The organism is Gordonia sp. (in: high G+C Gram-positive bacteria), from assembly GCF_047600385.1.
Taxonomy (GTDB): Bacteria; Actinomycetota; Actinomycetes; order Mycobacteriales; family Mycobacteriaceae; genus Gordonia.
The window spans coordinates 1-19,348 of sequence record NZ_JASGKZ010000001.1 but is presented as its reverse complement, the minus strand read 5'-3'; the positions used below and the strand labels follow the sequence as shown (position 1 = coordinate 19,348).

Sequence of the window (19,348 nt, the reverse complement as noted above, 5' to 3'; positions counted from 1 at the left end):
GCCGCTCTCGGCCGCTCAGCAGAGCATCTCGGTTCGCCCAGCAGCTCAACCCGGAGATTCCGCTGGTGATCGCGCAGTACGTCGATCTGCGCGGACACCTCGACACCGAACTGCTCTCCGAAGTCGCGCGCCGCGTCGCCCGCGACTTCAGCTGCACGATGATCCGCTTCGTCCCGGCCGACGATCCGTCGCAGGCGCCCATGCAGGTCTACGACGATGACGCGCACGACGAGATGGAGCATTCTCGACTTCCGCGACCGCCCCGACCCGGAGGCCGCCGCCCGCGCGTGGATGGACGCCGACTACCTCCGTCCGCTCGACCTGTTCACCGACAAGATGATCGAGTCGGTGACGATCCGGCTGAGCGAGGACCACTGGTTCTGGTACACCCGGGCCCACCACATCCTGGTCGACGGCTACGGGGCGGCGGCCTACACCGATCGCGCCGTCCAGGTCTACTCGGCGATGGCCGCAGGCGACCCCGTCCCCGAAGCCCGGGCCGGCGATCTGCAGGCACTGCGCGACGAGGACCTCAAATACCGTGAGTCCTCGCGTTTCCAACGCGATCGCGACCACTGGCTGGAGCGTCTCGCCGAACTTCCCGAACCGGTCTCCCTGGCCGATCCGGCCGGTCGGATCGACCGCTCGATCACGGTCGGCGGACTGCTCGAACCCCCGCTGCAGACCGTGTTCGACACCTTCTGCGAGACCACCGGGGCGACCCCCGCCGCGGTGGTCAGCGCCGCCGCCGCGGTCTACGTCGGACGGATGACCGGTACCGACGACGTGGTGCTGAGCCTCCCGGTGACCGCGCGCACCAACGCCCTGCTGCGGCGTTCGGGCGGCATGGTCTCGAACGTGGTGCCGGTCCGCAGCTCGGTGACCGACCGGACCACGGTCACCGAGCTGATCAAGCAGATCACCGTCGAACTCGGCGGCGCCCTCCGCCACCAGCGGTACCGCTTCGAGGACATGCGCCGCGAACAGAACGGTCCCGCCGCCACCCGCGCCTTCTTCGGCCCGGTGGTGAACGTCATGATGTTCCGCGGCGACCTCGAGATCGGGGAGTGCCGCGGCCCGAGCCACGTGCTCACGACCGGCCCCACCGAAGACCTCGCCTTCACCGTCTGCACCGGCGACGGCAGCTTGCGGATCGACCTCGAAGCCAACTCCGCCGCCTACTCCGAGCAGGTGCTCGCCGCGCATCACCGCCGTTTCCTGCACGTCCTCGGCGCCCTCGTGGACGGCTCCGGCGAGCGACTCGTGACCGCGCTGCCGACGATGTTCGACGACGAGCACGACGCCCTGGTCCCGGCGCGCGGCCCGGTCGCCGTCGACCCCGAGCCGCTCCCGGACCTGCTCGCCCGGGTGGCCGCCGCCGATCCCGGCGCGGTCGCGATGGTCGTCGACGACGTCGACCTGCGCTACGACGAGCTGTGGCACCGGGTGAACCGGCTGGCGCGCCTGCTGATCGCGGCGGGCGTCGGCCCCGGCGACCTGGTGGCCGTCCTGCTGCCGCGCGGGCGCGCGAGCGTCGTCGCCGAACTCGCGGTCCTCACCGCGGGCGGCGCCTTCGTCCCGCTCGACCCCGCACTGCCCGACGAACGCCTCACCTACCTGCTCGACGACAGCGCCGCCGCCTTCGGCATCACCGGCACGGGCGGGAGCCACCGGCTCGCCGACCTGCCCGACGACGAGGCCGTGCGCACGTGGATCCGGCTCGACTCCGACGCCCTGCGCGAGGAGTTCGCGCGGACCGACGCCGCGCCCGTCACCGATGCCGACCGGCGTGGGCCGCTGCGCGTCGACCACCCGGCGTACCTGATCTACACCTCCGGCTCCACCGGGCGCCCCAAGGGCGTCACGGTGAGCCACCGCGGGCTCGCGTCGTTCGCGGCCGAGCAGAACCGCCGGTACGAGCTCGGACCGGGGGACCGGAGTCTGCACTTCGCGTCGCCGAGCTTCGACGCCTCGATCCTGGAGTTCCTGCTGGCCTTCGCCTCCGGGGCGACCCTCGTGGTGGTGCCGCCGGACGTCTACGGCGGTGTGGAACTGGCCCGGATCCTGCGGTCGGAGCAGGTCACGCATGCCTTCCTCACCCCCGCGGCCCTCGCCTCGGTCCCGTCCGAGGACCTCTCCGGCCTGCGCACCGTGATCGTCGGCGGCGAGGCCTGCCCGCGTGACCTGGTCGCGCGCTGGGCGCCGGGCCGCCGGATGTTCAACGCCTACGGGCCCACCGAGAGCACGGTCATGGCGACGCTGGCCGGGCCGCTGGACCCGGACCGGACCGTCACCGTCGGCGGGCCGATCACCGGCACCACCGCGGTGGTGCTCGACCATCGTCTCCGGCCGGTGCCCGACGGCGTCACCGGTGAGCTCTACCTCGGCGGCGTCGGCCTGGCGCGCGGCTACCATCGTCGCCCCGCGCTGACCGCCGACCGCTTCGTCGCCGACCCGTTCGGGGTGCCCGGCGCCCGGCTCTACCGCACCGGCGACCTGGTGCGCTGGGTCGCCGACGACACCGGATCCGGCCCGGTCCTGGAGTACCGCGGGCGCGCCGACCGGCAGGTCAAGATCCGCGGATTCCGCATCGAACTGGGCGAGATCGACTCGGCGATGGCCGCGCCGCCCGGCGTCGAGTTCGCGGCCGCCGAACCGCAGCGGACCGCGACCGGACAGACCGTGCTGGTGGGCTACTACACCGGCGACGTGGAGGCCGACGCCCTCGCCGCGCATTTGCGGACCGTGCTGCCCGCGCACGCGGTGCCCGCCGCACTGGTGCGGCTCGACGAGGTGCCGCTCACCTCGTCGGGCAAACTCGACCGGACCGCGCTCCCGGTGCCGTCGATGCAGTCGGCGCCCTACAGCGCCCCGGCCTCGGCCGCCGAACGCGCCGTCGCCGAGGCCTTCGCCGAGGTAACCGGGGCCGAGCGGGTCGGCCGCGACGACGACTTCTTCGCCCTCGGCGGCAACTCGCTGAGCGCCACGTCGATGGTGGCCGCACTCGGTGCCCGACTCGACCTGGAGATCCCGGTGCGCTGGGTGTTCGAGGCGCCGACGGTCGCCGGACTGGCCGCCGAACTGAGTCGCGCCGGCGCCCGGAAGGCACCGGAACTGCGCCGCCGCGCCGACCCCGAGGCCGTGGTCGAGGTGTCTCCGCAGCAGCGGCGCATGTGGATCGTCAACCAGTACGACGACCGGTCGGCGATCTTCAACATCCCGCTCGCCCTGCGCCTGCGCGGCCGACTCGACCCGGACGCCATGCGGGCGGCGCTGCGCGACGTCGTGCAGCGGCACGAGACCCTGCGGACGGTGTACCCGGAGGGCCCCGAGGGGCCGATCCAGCAGGTGCTCGACACCGCCGAGGCGGCGGCCGCGCTCGACGTCGAGGTGCGCGACGTCGTCGAGAAGGACCTGCCCGCGACGCTGCACCGCCTGGCGGTGACCGCGTTCGACGTCGCCGCGGCCGTCCCGATGACGGCGACGCTGCTGCGGGTGGGCCCGGAGGACCACGTCCTGGTGTGCGTGGTGCACCACATCGCCGCGGACGGTTCGTCGACGGCGCCGCTGGCCCGCGACCTCGCCGCGGCCTACCGCGCCCGCCGCGCGGGCGTCGCACCGGACACGGCGCCGCTGCCGGTGACCTACCGCGACTACACGCTCTGGCACGCCGAGCTGATGGGCGCCGAGTCCGACGCCGACTCGGTGGCCGCGGTGCAGCTCGACTACTGGCGCGAGCGCCTCACCGGCCTCCCGGATCTGCTGGCCCTGCCCACCGACCGTCCGCGGCCCGCCGTCGCCGGCGCCCGGGGCGGCGAACTGCGGGCCACGCTCGACACCGCCGTCGTACGACGACTCCGCGCGCTGGCCGCCGACACCGGGACCACGCCGTTCATGGTGGCGCACGCCGTCCTCGCGGTGACGCTGGCGCGGTTGAGCGCCTCGCCGGACATCGCCGTGGGCACCCCCGTCGCCGGTCGCGGCCACCGGCACCTGGCCGACCTGGTCGGCATGTTCGTCGGGACGGTGGTGCTGCGCACCGAGGTCGATTCGGCGCAGTCGTTCACCGATCTGCTGCGCGCGGTGCGCACCCATGACCTGGAGGCCTTCGCGCACGCGGACATCCCCTTCGACCGGCTCGTGGACCTGCTGCGGCCGCGCCGCTCGGCGTCGTACCATCCGCTGTTCCAGGTGGGTTTCTCGTACCAGAACCTGCCGCCGACGGCCTTCGCCTTCGACGAGCTGAGCGCCCAGGTGCTCGAGCCCTCGCTGGGCGTGGCCAAATCGGACCTGCACCTCACCCTGACCGAGGGCCCGACGGCCGACGGCGCCGACGAGATGCGGGTGCTGTGGGAGTACGACGCCGACCTGTTCGACCGCCGCACCGTGTCCGGCTGGCACCGGCTGTGGACCGAGGTGCTCGACGCCGCACTGGCGCAGCCGCAGACGCCCGTCGGCGATCTGGCGGTCGGCCGGGACACCGGGGTGCTGCGCGGCCGGACCAGCGGGCGGCCCGACGCCACCCTGGTGGATCTGCTCGATTCTGCGATGACCGCGTTCTCGTCGTCGTACGCGGTGTGCGAGGACGACGGCGACGCCTTCACCTACGCCGAGACCCTCGACAAGGCACGACGACTCGCCGCGCATCTGTGCGCCGCCGGAGTGGGGCCCGAGGTGCGGGTCGCGGTGGCGATCGAACGCTCGGCGCCGCTGGTCGACGCCGTGCTCGGCGTGCTGTTCGCCGGCGGCGCGTACGTGCCGCTGGATCCGACGGCGCCGGCCCGCCGCAACACGCTGGTGCTCGACTCGGCCCGCCCGGCCCTGCTGCTGGTGGCCGGGGAGGTCCCGGCCGGGATTGACGCCGGTGCGATCCCGGTGTTCGACGTGACCTCGCCCGAGGTCTCGGCGGCCACGGGCACGCTCCCCTCGATGGGCGCGCTTCCCTCGGCGGGAGAGCTCCCCCTCGCTGATCGAGCGGAGTCGAGATCTCGACCGGCGAGGAATCTCCTGCCCGGGAACACCGCCTACGTCATCTACACGTCCGGGTCCACCGGCGCGCCCAAGGGCGTGGCGGTCTCGCACGCGGCCGTCGCCGCGCAGCTCCGCTGGAAGCGCACCGCGTTCCCGCTGGCCCCCGGCGACACCGCGGTGCTCAAGACGCCGCTCACCTTCGACCTCTCGGTCTGGGAGCTGTTCTGGCCGCTGGTGACCGGCGCCCGGCTGGTGCTGGCCCGGCCCGACGGCCACTTCGACCCGCGCTACCAGGCCGGACTGCTGCGCCGCTGGGGCGTGACCGTCGCACACTTCGTGCCGTCGCTGCTCGACGCCCAGCTCGATGCCGCGCGCGATGCGGGACTGGAGCCGCATCGGCTCGACTGGGCGCTGTGCATCGGCGAGGCGCTGAATCCGACGACCGCCGAGCGGGCCGCCCGGGAACTGTCGGCGACGGTCTACAACCTGTACGGGCCGACCGAGGCCGCGGTGGGCATCACGGCCCACCGGTGGGAGCCGGACGAGGTCGCCGCGACCGTGCCGATCGGCTACCCGGTGGACGACTCGGCGACCCTGGTCCTGGACGATCGCCTGCACCAGGCGCCGGTCGGGGTGACCGGTGAGCTGTATCTGCGCGGGGTGCAGCTCGCGACCGGGTACGACTCCCGGCCGGACCTGACCGCGGGCCGGTTCGTCGCCGATCCCGGCGGCGACGGCGCCCGCCTGTACCGCACCGGCGACCTGGCCCGGATCCGTCCGGACGGGGTGCTGGAGTTCCTGGGCCGCAACGACTTCCAGGTGAAGATCCGCGGTCAGCGCATTCGAACTCGGCGAGATCGAGGCCGCGTTGACGGCCGATCCGCGGGTCGCCGCGGCCGCGGTCGCCGCGCACGACGACAACCTGACCGCCTACCTGGTGCCCGCCCCCGACGAGACGGGCGGCCGCTTCGACGTCCGCGACGTGCTCGACGGCCTGCGCGGCCGGCTGCCCGCCTACATGGTCCCGGTGGCCGGGACGGTGCTGGAGTCCCTGCCGCGCGGCATCCACGGCAAGGTGGACCGCGCGGCGCTGGCCGCCGGTCCGGCCGTCCCGCGCGAGCACGTGCCGCCGCGGACCCCGGCCGAACGCACCGTGGTGGGTCTGCTCGGTGAGCTCCTGCAGCCGGGCGAGCGGATCGGCGTGGAGGACGACTTCTTCGGCTTAGGCGGCAACTCGCTGCTGGCCGCGCGCCTCTCGGCGCGGATCGGCGACGAACTCGACATCGATCTGCCGGTGCGCGAGGTGTTCGACGCCCCGCGCGTGGTCGACCTCGCCCGCCGGGTGGAGGCCGCCAAGCGACTCGGCCGGCCTCGGCTGGAAGCGGCCGAACGCCCCGACGTCGTCCCGTTGAGCCGCGCGCAGCAGCGCATGTGGCTGCTGGATGCGATGGCACCGGGGACCCCGCTCTACAACCTGCCGTTCGCGGTCCGGATCACCGGACCCCTCGATCGCGGCGCGCTGCGCCGGGCGCTGCGTCACCTGCTGGCGCGTCACGAGGTGCTGCGCACCTCCTACCCGGACGAGCGCGGCGTCCCGCGCCAGGAGATCCACGACGTCGACGACGCGCTGACGCTGATCGACGTCGATCTGCACAGCTCGGAGACGACGGCCGAGATCGCGGCGCGCGGCTTCGATCTGGCGCACCGCATCCCGTTGCGCGTCGGGGTGATCGCCGAGGCCGTCGACGTGCACGTCCTGGTGCTGGTGGTCCACCACATCGCCGCGGACGGCTGGTCGTCGCGCCTGCTGATCCGCGACCTGCTGGAGGGCTACGCCGGACGCACCGACCGCGAGCCGCTGCCGGTGCAGTACGCCGACTTCGCCCTGTGGCAGGAACAGCTCCTCGCCGACTCGGGCCGGCTGCGCGAATTCTGGCGACGGACCCTCGACGGTCTTCCCGGACCCCTCGCCCTGCCGTACGACCGCACCCGCCCGCCCGCGCCCACGTACGCCGGCGACACCGTCGTGAGCGTTCTCGACGCCGACCTGGTCGATGCGCTCGCCGACCTCGCGCGCGGTCGTAACGCGTCGCTCTTCCACGTGGTGCACGCCGGGCTGGCGATCCTGCTCAGCCGGTTGAGCGGGGCGTCGGACATCGTCGTCGGCACCCCGGTCGCCGGCCGCGGCAGCCGACTGCTCGACGACGCGATCGGCATGTTCACCGAGACCGCGGTGCTGCGCGCCCGGGTGGATCACGATGCCGCGGTGGTCGACCTGATCGATCAGACCGCGGTGGCCGATCTGGCCGCGCAGGCCAACGCGGAGTACCCGTTCGAGCAGATCGCCGACGAGTTCGAGACCGATCGCGCCGGCGCCCACCACCCGGTGTTCCAGACGATGCTCGCGTTCGGCGATCCGGCGCCGCAGCCGATCGTGCTCGGCCCGGTCACGGCCACACCGCTGGAGTCGGAACTCCCCGTCGCCCGCTTCGACCTGCACCTGACCGTCGACGTCCCGCTCGATGCGGCCTCCGTCGACGGCCCGGTCCGGGTGCGCTGGACCTACGCCACCGACCTGTTCGACCGCGGCACCGTCGAGGAGTTCGCCGCGATGTTCCAACGCGTCCTGGGCGGGATCGTCCGGCGGCCGCAGCACCGCGTGCACGACGTCCCGGTGCTGGACAAGCCGGATCTGTGGACCGTCGCCGGGGAATGGTCCGGTGACCGGGCGCCGATCGATCCGGCGCCCCGGACGCTCGCCGCCTGGTTGACCGAGAGCCCCGGCGCGGCGGTGCGCGATCACCGGACCGCCCTGACCGCCGAGGAGTTCGCCCGGCGGGCGGCCCGGACCGCCCGCGCGCTGATCGCGGCCGGGATCGGCCCGGAGGACACCGTCGCCGTCCTGGTGCCGCGGTCGATCGACATGCTCGCCGCGATCCACGGCGTGCTGCTCGCCGGCGGCGCCTACGTCCCGCTCGACGCGACCTGGCCCGCTGCCCGGCTCGAGACCGTGGTCGCCGCCGCGGCGCCCGCCGCGGCGATCGCCGATCCGGCGGGGCGGGCGGCGCTCCCGTCGTCGTACCGCGGTCCGGTGTTCGACGCCGCCGACCCGCACGACGGCCGCGCCGAGGGACCGGTGGCCGATACGGAGCGGCGTGCCTCGCTGACCCCCGACCATCCCGCGTACGTGCTGTTCACCTCCGGTTCCACCGGGGTGCCCAAGGCGGTGAGCGTGAGCCACGCGGCGATCGTCAACCGGCTGGGCTGGATGCGGAGCCGCACCCCGATCGATGCCGCCGACACGGTGCTGCAGAAGACCCCGATCACCTTCGACGTCTCGGTGTGGGAGCTGTTCTGGCCGTTCCTGGCCGGCGCCCGGCTGGTGCTCGCCGCCCCCGACGCGCACCGCGATCCGCGGGAGATCGCCGACCTGATCGCCGAACAGCGGGTGAGCGTGCTGCACTTCGTCCCCGCGATGCTCGACGCCTTCCTGGCCGCCGACGTGCCCGACGAGCAACTGGCCTCGCTGCGCCTGGTGTTCACCAGCGGCGAGGCCTTGAGCGCCGCCTCGGCGGACGGACTGCTCGCCCGCACCCGCGCCGAACTGCACAACCTGTACGGACCCACCGAGGCCGCCGTCGACGTGACCGGACTCGAGGTCCGGCGCGACCGCCCGGCCGGGCGTCCCGTCCCGATCGGCCGCCCGCTGCCGGGCACCGTCGTGTACGTGCTCGACGACCGGCTCCGCCCGGTGCCCGCCGGGGTGACCGGCGAGCTCTACCTCGGCGGCGTGCAGGTGGCCCGCGGCTATCACGGCCGCGCCGACCTGACCGCGGCGCGCTTCGTCGCCTCGCCGTGGGCCGGCGAGCGCGGGGGAGAGCGGCTCTACCGCACCGGCGACCTGGTCCGCTGGACGCGGACGGCCGACGGCGTGCTCCCGGACCTGGAATACCTGGGCCGCAGCGACTTCCAGATCAAGATCCGTGGACAGCGCGTGGAACTCGGTGAGATCGAGACCGTCCTGGCCGCGTGCCCGGGCGTGCGCGGCGGCGTCGCGGTGCCGTACGACGATCCGCGCGCCGGCCGGCAGCTGGTGGCCCACGTGGTCGTCGATCCGGCCGTGGACGTCGCCGGCCTGCGTGCCCGCCTGGCCGCGCATCTGCCCGAGCACATGGTGCCCGCGCATCTGGTGACGCACGATGCGCTGCCGGTGACGCGCAACGGCAAGGTCGACCGTGCGGCGCTGCCCGCCCCGCGGCGTCCGGAGGCGGCCGCATCCGGCCGTGCCCCGGCCACCCCGGAGCAGACCCTGGTGCTGGACCTGGTGCGCGAACTCCTCGGCACCCACGTCGGGCTCGACGACGACTTCTTCGCCGTCGGCGGCAACTCGCTGGTGGCCACCCGGCTGGTCGCGGGCATCGCCGAACGCACCGGTGCCCGCGTGCCGGTGCGGGCCGTGTTCGACGCGCGCACCCCGGCCGCCCTGGCCGCGGCGCTGACGTCCGCGGCGACGACGTCGACGACCGGTTCCGCGACCGAGGTCGCCCCGCCGGCCCGCCCCGACCGGATCCCGCTCGCGCCCGCGCAGCTGCCGATGTGGCTGCACAACCGCAAGGACCCGGCGTCGGTGGAGTACCTGATCGTCGCCCCGGTCCGGTGGCCCGGCGCGGTGGATCCGGCCGTGCTCACCGCCGCGCTCGCCGATCTGCTCGCCCGGCACGAGATCCTGCGGACCGTGTACCCCGAAGGCGCCGACGGCCCTCACCAGGAGATCCGCCCGGTCGAGGAGGTCGACGCGGCGGCGCTGCTGACCGTCGTCGCACCCGACTCCGCGGCGTCCGCCGAGCAGGCCGCGCTGGCCGCGGCGCTGGGACGGCCGCTGGACCTGACCGCGGACCTGCCGCTGCGGGTGACCCTGTGCCGCGACGGAGACGCGACGGTGACGGTGGTCGCGATCCACCACATCGCCGCCGACGGCTGGTCGCTGCGGGTGCTCGCCGCCGACCTGGAACGGTCCTACTGGGCGCGCCTGGCGGGGGAGCGGCCCGACTGGGCGGCGCTGCCGCAGCAGTACGCCGACCACGTGCTCGCCCACGCCGCGCTGCCGCTCGAGGAGTACCGCGACCACTGGCGTGCGGCCCTGGCCGGGGCGCCGCTGGAACCCGGTTTCCGGTCGGCCCCCGAACCCGACGCGCCGGCCGGCGCCGGCACCGCGTCGGTGCACCGCCGCACCCTCGACGCACCGGCGACGGCTGCGCTCCGCGCGGTCGCCGACCGCACCCGCTCGTCGTCGTTCGCGGTGCTGCACGCCGCGCTCGCGGTCGCCCTGAGCCGCAGCGGCGCCGGCCCCGACGTGGTGATCGGGACGCCGCTGTCCGGGCGCACCGATCCGCGCGTCGCCGATCTGATCGGCATGTTCGTGACGATGGCGCCGCTGCGCAGCGTGCTCGGTCCCGACGACGCCTTCACGACGGTGGTCGAGCGGTCCCGCGACACCGTGCTCGACGCCCTGGACCACGCCGCCGTCGACGCGCTGGAGATCGCCGACCACCAGCTGGTGCACGTCACGCTCACCGTCGACGACGACGTCCGGCACCCCGCCGCGCTGGACCTGGACGTGCCGGTGGCCCGGTTCGACCTGGAGTTCACCGCCGTCCCCGTCGACGACGGCGGGCTGGAACTGCGCGTGGTGCATCGCGGCGACGTCTACCGCACCGAGACCGCCGAGGCCCTGCTCGACCGCCTGGTCCGGGTGCTCGCCGAGGCCGTCGCCGCCCCGGAGTCGCCGATCGCGGCGCTCGACGCGCTGCTGCCCGCCGAACGCGCGGCGCTGGCCGCGCTGACCGGCCCGGCGGCGGCGACCCCGCGCCTGCTGCACGACGTGCTGGAGACGCCGGGCTGGCGGCTCGCCGACCTGGCCGCCGACGAGTTCGCCGCCCGGGTGCACCGTCTCGCGCGGCTGCTGATCGCCCGCGGCGCCGGTCCGGAGACGGTGGTCGCACTGTGCCTGCCGCGGTCGGCGCACTCGGTGATCGCAATGCGCGCGGTGGCCGCGACCGGCGCGGCGTTCGTGCCGATCGATCCGGCCTACCCGGCCGAACGGATCGCCCTGATGGCGGGCGACTCGTCGGCGTCGATCGTGGTGACCGTGCGCGAGCACGTCGACCGTCTCGACGCGGTGCCCGCGGCGGCGAACGCGGTGATCCTGGACGATCCCGCACTGGTCGAACAGATCCGGACGCTTCCCGCCGGACCGATCGACGACGCCGAACTGACCGCCCCGCGGCACCCGGACCAGTGCGCGTACCTGATCTACACCTCCGGGTCCACCGGGCGACCGAAGGCCGTCGCGGTGAGCCATCGCGGCGTGGCGTCGTTCGTCGCCGAACAGCGCCGGTACGGCGCCGACGACGCGAGCCGGGTGCTGCACTTCGCCTCGCCGAGCTTCGACGCCGCGGTGCTGGAACTGCTCCTGGCCGCGGACGCCGGAGCGACGACGGTGATCGCCCCCACCGACGTCTACGGCGCCGACGACCTCGCCGCCGTGCTGCGCGCGGGCCGGGTGACGCACGCCTTCCTCACCCCCGCGGTGCTGGGCACGATCGATCCGGGCACGCTCGCTCCGGGAGCGGACGGCGGCCTGCCGGAGCTGACGACTCTGATCGTCGGCGGCGACGTCTGCCCGCCGGAGACCGCGCGGCGCGCGATCGCCTCCGGCCGCCGCTTCTTCAACGCCTACGGACCCACCGAGGCGACCGTGATGGTCACCCTGGCCGGACCGCTGACGCTCGACGACGTCGAGCCGTTGCCGATCGGGACGGTCGTGACCGGTGTGCGGGCGCAGGTGCTCGACGCGCAGCTGGCGCCCTGTCCGCCCGGGGTGAGCGGGGAGCTGTACCTGTCCGGTCCGGGCCTGGCCCGCGGCTATCACGGGCGGCCGGGACTGACCGCGGGGGCGTTCGTCGCCGACCCGTTCGGGGCCCCCGGCGCGCGGCTCTACCGCACGGGCGACCTGGTGCGGGCGGTGCCGGACTCGTCCGGCGGGCTCACGCTGATCCACCTCGGCCGCGTCGACCGCCAGCTGAAGATCCGCGGTTTCCGCATCGAGACCGGCGAGGTGGAGTCGGCGCTGCGCGGCTGCGACGGCGTCGCCGCCGCCGCGGTGACGGCCCGACCCGGTCCCGGCGGGGTCCCGGCGCTGGTGGCCTACGTGGTCATGGTCGACGGCGTCGCACTCGATCGCGGGAAGGTGCTCGCGCAGGTACGCCAGACGCTGCCGCCGCAGGCCGTGCCCGCGGTGATCGCGACCTTGGATGCGCTGCCGCTGACCGTGTCGGGCAAGGTCGACGAGCGGGCGCTGCCGTCGGCCGACCTCCTCGCGACGGAGATGTCCCGGGCCGTGTCGGCCGAGCCCGAGAGCGACTCGGAAATGCTGGTCACCCGGGTCTTCGCCGACCTCCTCGGCCTCGGCCGGATCGGTGTCGACGAGGACTTCTTCGCCCTCGGCGGCACCTCGCTGAGCGCCGCGCAGGCCGTGGCCCGGATCCGCACCGCGGCGGGACGGGAACTCTCGGTGCGCGACCTGTTCGAGCACCCCACCGCCCACGGACTCGCCGCGGCGCTGGACTCGTCGTCGACCGAGGCCGGACCGGCGCTCGGCACGCTGCCGCGGCCGGAGCGGATCCCGCTCTCACCCGCCCAGCAGCGGATGTGGTTCCTGAACCGCTTCGACCCCGACGCGCTCACCGAGAACATCCCGATCGTGCTCCGACTCCGCGGCGACCTCGACACCGCGGCCTTCGCCGCGGCCCTGCACGACGTCGTCGCCCGCCACGAGGTGCTGCGCACGATCTACCCCGACGGCCCGGACGGTCCGCACCAGGTGGCGCTGCCCGTGGCGGCGGCCGGGGTGGAACTCGACGTGCGCGCGGCCGGGACGGCGCCGGACGCGTGGGCGGCCGAAGAACTGCCCGCGGCGGTGCGGCGCGGCTTCGACGTGACCTCGCAGGTCCCGCTGCGCGCGGTGCTGTGGACGTCGCCGGAGCACGGCGAGCACCTGTTCGCACTGGTCGTGCACCACATCTGCGCCGACGGTCTCTCGATGGCGGTGTTGGCCGGCGACCTCGCCGCCGCCTACACCGCCCACCGCGACGGCCGCGACTGGGAGGCGCCCGCACCGACCGTCCACTACGCGGATTACGCGCTGTGGCAGCGCGCGCAGCTGGCGACGTCGGCGGCGGGGCAGCCGGCGTGGTGGCGCGAGCGACTGCACGGCGCTCCCGCGGTGATCGACCTCCCCGTCGACCGGGTCCGACCGGTGCAGCCGTCCGGACGGGGCGCCCGCATCGACTTCCGCGTCGACGCCGACCTGGCCGAGCGGATGCGCGAGGTCGCCGGCGCGCACGGGGCGACGCCGTTCATGGTCGCGCACACCGCCCTGGCGGTGCTGCTCGGCAGACTCGGCGAGAACCGGGACGTGGTGATCGGCACCCCGGTCGCCGGTCGCGGTGACGAGCGGCTCGATGCGATGGTCGGCATGTTCGTGAACATGCTGGCGTTGCGGACCGAGCTCGCTCCGGAACTCACCGGCGCGCAGGCGCTCGCGGTGGCGCGGGAGTCGGCGCTGGACGCGTTCGCGCACGCGACGGTGCCGTTCGACCGCGTCGTGGAGTCCCTCGACCTGCCGCGCACCACCGCCCACCACCCGGTGTTCCAGGTGGCGCTGAGCTTCCAGAACATCGGCCCGCTGGCGCTGAGCCTGCCCGGCGTCGACGTCGAGGTGATCGACGACGACCGCCGCATCGCCGAGTTCGACCTGCACCTGACCCTGTCCGACGCCGCCGACGGCGGGCTCGTCGCACAGCTCGACTACGCGACCGACCTGTTCGACGCGGTGACCGCGGAGGAGATCGCCGACCGGTACGTGCGCGTGCTCGGCGGGCTGGTCGACGCGCCGGAGACCGCCGTCGGCGACCTGCCCGTCCTGAGCCCGGACGACGACGCCCGGCTGCGCGATTCGGCGGCGGCGCCCGTCGCGCGCAGCAGCGGCCTGGCCGACCGGTTCCACCGGCAGGCGCTGTGGACGCCCGAGGCGACCGCGGTGGTCGCCGGGGCGGAGACCTTCGGTTACCGCGAGTTCTCCCAGATGGTGATGCACCTGGCCGCGGACCTGATCGCGCAGGGCGTGGGACCGGAGGATCGCATCGCGATCACCGCGCCGCGCGGCCCGGCGCAGCTGCTCGCGATGTACGCGACGGCGACCGCCGGAGCCGCCTACGTCCCGGTCGACCCGTCCGCACCCGAACGGGCCGAGACGATCCTGCGCGCCGTCGCACCGCGCCTGACCCTCGCCGAGGACGACGTCGACGTCGCCCGGCTCGCCCGGCTGGCGGCGGAGGAGCCCCTGGACCCGGGGGACTTCTGCGGCCTCGCGCACCCGGAGAACCCGGCCTACGTGCTGTTCACGTCGGGCTCGACCGGCGTGCCCAAGGGCGTGAGCGTCCCGGTGGAGGCCGTCGGCGAGCAACTGCGCTGGATGCAGGAGCGCTACCGGCTCACCGGCGACGACACCGTCCTGATCCGCACCGCCGCGGGCTTCGACCTGTCGGTGTGGGAGTACTGGTGGCCGCTGCAGACCGGTGCGCGGATCGTGCTGGGCGAGCCCGGGATCGAGCGCGACGGCGCGGCGCTGCGCCGGACGTTCGACGAACACCGGATCAGCGTGGTGCCGACCGTGCCGTCGGCGCTGGCCATGCTGCTCGACGCCGGTGACCTGCCGCCGACCGTGCGCGCGCTGCTGTGCATCGGCGAGGAGCTGCCTGCGAGCCTGGTGGACCGGGTCGCCTCGAGCAGCGCGGGGGCGGCGGTGCACAACCTGTACGGGCCCACCGAGGCGTCGGTCAGCGTGACCGGCGCCGAGGTCGGCGGGGTCCGTTCCGGACGCGTGCCGATCGGGACCGCGCAGCCGTCGGTGACCCTGCGCGTGCTCGATCGGCGCCTGCGGCCGGTACCCGACGGCGTGGCCGGCGAGCTCTACCTCGGCGGCGTGCAGCTGGCGCGCGGATACTTCGCGGATCCGGGGCAGTCGGCGTCGTCGTTCGTGGCCGATCCGTTCGACCCGGGCGCCCGCATGTACCGGACCGGCGACCTGGTCCGGCGCGGTCGTGACGGGGCGCTGACGTACCTCGGGCGCACCGACCACCAGATCAAGGTGCACGGTTTCCGGATCGAGCCCGGCGAGGTGGAGGCGGTGCTGCGCGGCTGCCCGGGCGTCGCAGACGCGGCGGTGACGTCGTTCACGCGGGGCGGGGGAGAACGTCTGGTGGCCTTCGTGACCGGCGACGATACCGACGTCGACGAGGTGGCGCGGGCGGCGGGCCGGCGTCTGCCCGCCTACCTGCGGCCGGAGATCGTCGTCGTCGAACGGCTGCCGTACAACGTGAACGGGAAGGTCGACCGGACTCGGCTGACCGAACCGCCCGCGCCGGAGCGGACGCACGTGCCGCCGCGGACAGAGTTGGAGCACCTCGTCGTGCGGATCGTCGGCGAGGTGACCGGGGCCGCCCGGGTGGGCGTCACCGACGGCTTCTTCGCACTGGGCGGCAACTCGCTCTCGGCGACGCGGGTCGCGACGCTGCTGGAGGCCGAACTCGGACATCCGATACCGGTCCGGCTGCTCTTCGAGACCGTCGACCTGGGCGATCTGTGCGCGGCGATCGAAACACTGCCGTCCGTCGGATCCGGGCGGTCGGCACTGGTCCGCGGCGACGACGACGGTCCCGCGCCGATGGCGCCGGCCCAGGTCCGGATCTGGGAGGCCGTCCGCGCGGGCACCGGCGCCGACTGGAACGTCCCGATCGCGATGCGCCTGACCGGCGACCTGGACCGGGAGGTGCTGGAGACGGCGCTGCTCGACGTCGTCGACCACCATCCGATGCTGCGGGCGCGCTATGCCGAGTCCGCCGCGGGGCCGCTGATCGAGGTGCGTCCGACCGCGGACCTGGCCGCCTCGTTGCGGGCCGAACTGGCGCCGCGCGAGGTGACCGAGGCCGAACTGCCCGGGGCGCTCGCCGAACTCGCCTGGACCGAGCTCGACCTGGCCGACCGGCCGATCCGGGCCCGGCTGCTGCGACTGGCGCCGCGGACGCACGTCGTGGTGGTCGTGGTGCATCACCTCAGCGCCGACGGGCAGTCGATGGGCACGCTGTCGCTGGACATGGTGTCGGCGCTGGCCGCGCGGTGTCACGGGGCGACCCCGGTGCTGTCGGAGCAGCCGGTGCGGTTCGTCGACTACACGCGCTGGCGCACCGGGATGCTCGGCGCCCGCGGGGCGCGGACCGAGGAGTTCGCCGGACAGCTCGCCCACCGGCTCGATCGACTCGGCGTGCCCGAGCGCGACGTCCCGGAGTCGGGCGAACCCTGGGACTCGACCGGCGCGGCCACGGAGTTCCGGATCGATGCCGAGGTGCATCGGGCGCTGGAACAGTACGCGGCCCGGGAGTCGGTCGGCCTGTTCGCGGTCCTCCAGGCCGCGTTCGCCGTGGTCCTGGCCGTCCGCACCGGCCGCGACGAGGTCCGGGTCGGGACGGCGCACGCCAACCGGACGCACCTCGCGCTCGACGGCGTGGTCGGCAACTTCGCCGACGACATCCCCCTGCGACTCGACGTCGACGACGCCGCGCCGTTCGCCGAACTGGTGCGGCAGGTGAACGAGCAGCTGATCGGCGGTCTCGCGCACCCGGACGTCTCGGCGCCCGATCTGCTCGACGCACTCGGGATGGAGCGGGACCCGGCCGAACCCGCGGGCGGGCCGTTCTTCTCGTCGACCCTGATCCTGCAGCAGGCCGACGTCGCCGACCTCGGCGACGGGGAACTTGATCTCGGCCCGGTGACGCTGCGGCGTGAACCGGTGGCCAACACCGTCGCCAAACACGAACTGGAGGTGGCGATGCTCGAGACACGGGACGCCGACACCGCCGCCGGACTGCGCGGCACGCTGATCTACCCGGTCCACCGGGTGACGACGAGCGGTGCGCAGGCCGTGGTCGAGAACCTGGTCGGCGTGCTCCGGGCGGTGGCGAGCAGGCAGGCCGCGTCGGTCGGCGACTGCCGCGGGGCGTGCGGACAAGACCTCTTCGGAGGACCGGTTTCGAGGAAGGGATCGTTGGTATGACGGCATTGGTGGTGATCGCCTACTACCGCGGGCTGCCCGATCTGGAAGTGCAGATCCACGCGCTGGCACAGCAGGACTACGACGGCTTCTTCGAGGTCGTGATCAGTGACAACGAGGGGAGCGACGAGCTCGCCGAGTACCTCGAAGGACACCCGCATCGGGAGCTGCTCGCGCTGCGGCGGGTGGACTCGTCGGACGTCCCGGGCACCACGCACGCGCGCAACGTCGGGACGCGGGCGGCGGTGTACGACTTCATCGTCTACTGCGATCAGGACGATGCGGTGCACCCGTCGTGGCTGCGGGCCATGGTCGAGGCGGGACGCGAAGCCGACATCGTCGGCGGACCGCTGGAGCGCGAGACGCTGAACGATCCCGTCGTCGCGGCCTGGCGGGAACTGCCCGATCCGGCCGAACCGTTCGTGATGGGGCGGTTCCTGCCGATCACCTTCGGGTGCAACCTCGGCATCCGCCGGGCGGTGTTCGACGACGTCGGGGGCTGGGACGAGAGCTATCCGACCGCGGCCAGCGACGTCGAGTTCTGCTGGCGGGTGCAGACCGCCGGCTACACGTTCGGGTACGCGCCCGAGGCGATGGTGGCCTACCGGTTCCGCACCGGGCTGCGGGAGACGTGGGCGCAGGTCGTCGACTACGGGCGCGAGGAGGCACGGGTCGCCAAGCAGTATTCGGCACCCGGCCGACAGTGGTGGTGGTTCCCGATCCACGCCGGCGTGAGCCTGGGGACGGCGCCGATCTGGCCGTGGGCGTGGTCGCGCAAGAAGGTGGGGCAGTGGGTGTGGATCACCGGGAACCTGGTCGGACGGGTGCGCGGGAGCGTCAAGTACCGGACCGTGTACTGGTGACCAGGCGTCTCCGTGGGCGGTGCTTCCGGGTGCGGAGTGCCCGGCACGGTGACGTCGGCGTCGGCTGGTAGAACCGACTCATGAGTGCACGCCAGGATGCCGAACGCAAGGGTTCCCAGGTCGCGACGAGCTGGATCCTCGGTGTCGTCGCCGCGTTGCTCGCCGTGGCCGTCGCGGTGGTCGCGGTGGTGATCGTCATGTCCGACGAGCCCGAGCCGCCCGCCGCCGCACCGGTCACCGAGACGGTGATGAAGACCGAGACCGCCGCCTCGACCACGACCCCGGTGGTCACGACCACCGCCGCCCCCGAGATCACGCAGACCCCGGAGCCCGTGGTGCCGGCGGGTTCGCCGGTCGCTCAAGGGCAGCCGTGTCTGGCCTCGGAGGCCAGGCAGTTCAAGACCGATGCCGCAGGCAACAGTCTGGTGTGCGCACCGATGGGTGCCGCCGGATTCTCCTGGGTGCAGCACGGGAACGACGACGGCGGGGTGCACCGGATCGGTGAGCCCTGCGACCCCGCCGTCGACTCGGTCTCTCGGGATCCGAGCGGACTCGCCATCCTGTGCGGCGGCCAGACCTGGGTCGCGAACCCGTAGCAGGGGCCTCGTTCGATCTCCGCCTCGGACCGGTACCCGATTCCCTGAACCGGACGGGTCACCGGTTCTGGTCGTCGTTCCCTCCGCGCGTGGTGGGAGCGACCGCCGAGACGCACCATCCGATGCCGTCGGTGTCGGTCAGCTTCACGGAGAAGTTCCGCGCTTGCGCTCCGGTCGGCGAGACTGTGACACCGGCCGACCCCTTCTTCCCGTTCACCGACACCGGCGACGTCGCCTTCATCGACTCGGCCGCGTACGGGGCATTGTCGAGCGAATCGCGCCCCTGGAACGCGGACTTCCGATCCGGGCAGAAGTTCTGGTCGACGGCGGCGGTGAGCCCCTCTTCGTTGTAGCCCGACACGAAACTGTCGACCACGGCCTGCGCCGACTCGCGATTCGCCGCGGGGTCGTTGCGCGACGGGGAATACCCGCACGCGCTCAGGGAGACGGCGAGACTGCCGGCCAGAACCGCCATCAGAAGCGATGAACGGAGGGGAGAGGACGTACGACGATGGGTGCGCATGCCGATGATCGTACAGAAATCGCTCTGACCAGCTGGGTTGTGTTCGTGTTGATGTGTGTGTAACTTAATCCGAGTCGTCAGCGAGCAACATTTCACCAGAAATTATTCGCCCGCTGATTGCGAAACAGTCCGAGACTCTGCTAGAGTTGAAGGCTGCGGCGGTCGCCGGAACTCTTCACAAGTTCCCGAGACCTTCCTTGACGGGGGGTGCGGGGATCGGGAGGAA

At 73.6% G+C, this 19,348-nt stretch carries 4 protein-coding genes and 1 pseudogene; 4 read left to right on the top strand and 1 reads right to left on the bottom strand.

All coding sequences use genetic code 11. The annotated features are described in order from the left end of the window. Positions 1 to 216: 216 nt before the first annotated feature. The 4 genes and pseudogenes from QM809_RS00025 to QM809_RS00010 form a co-directional block, all read left to right on the top strand. Positions 217 to 5,754: pseudogene (locus QM809_RS00025) on the top strand (amino acid adenylation domain-containing protein); the annotation flags it as partial. 85 nt (positions 5,755 to 5,839) lie between these two features. Next, positions 5,840 to 17,143, top strand: a complete 11,304-nt coding sequence (locus tag QM809_RS00020; protein WP_415043818.1) for an amino acid adenylation domain-containing protein — start codon at positions 5,840 to 5,842, stop codon at positions 17,141 to 17,143. Then, complete coding sequence (locus QM809_RS00015; protein WP_415043817.1) at positions 17,140 to 18,003, top strand: glycosyltransferase family 2 protein; 864 nt, start codon at positions 17,140 to 17,142, stop codon at positions 18,001 to 18,003. Before QM809_RS00020 ends, QM809_RS00015 begins: the two co-directional genes overlap by 4 nt. 80 nt (positions 18,004 to 18,083) lie before the next feature. Beyond that, positions 18,084 to 18,599: a hypothetical protein gene (locus QM809_RS00010; RefSeq protein ID WP_415043816.1), complete on the top strand. Its 516-nt coding sequence runs from the start codon at positions 18,084 to 18,086 to the stop codon at positions 18,597 to 18,599. A 58-nt stretch (positions 18,600 to 18,657) separates the two neighbouring features. On the opposite strand, the gene QM809_RS00005 is transcribed toward QM809_RS00010, so the two are convergent. Continuing rightward, positions 18,658 to 19,074 (bottom strand): hypothetical protein, encoded by a 417-nt coding sequence (locus tag QM809_RS00005; RefSeq protein ID WP_415043815.1) that lies wholly within the window; start codon positions 19,072 to 19,074, stop codon positions 18,658 to 18,660. Positions 19,075 to 19,348 lie beyond the last annotated feature (274 nt).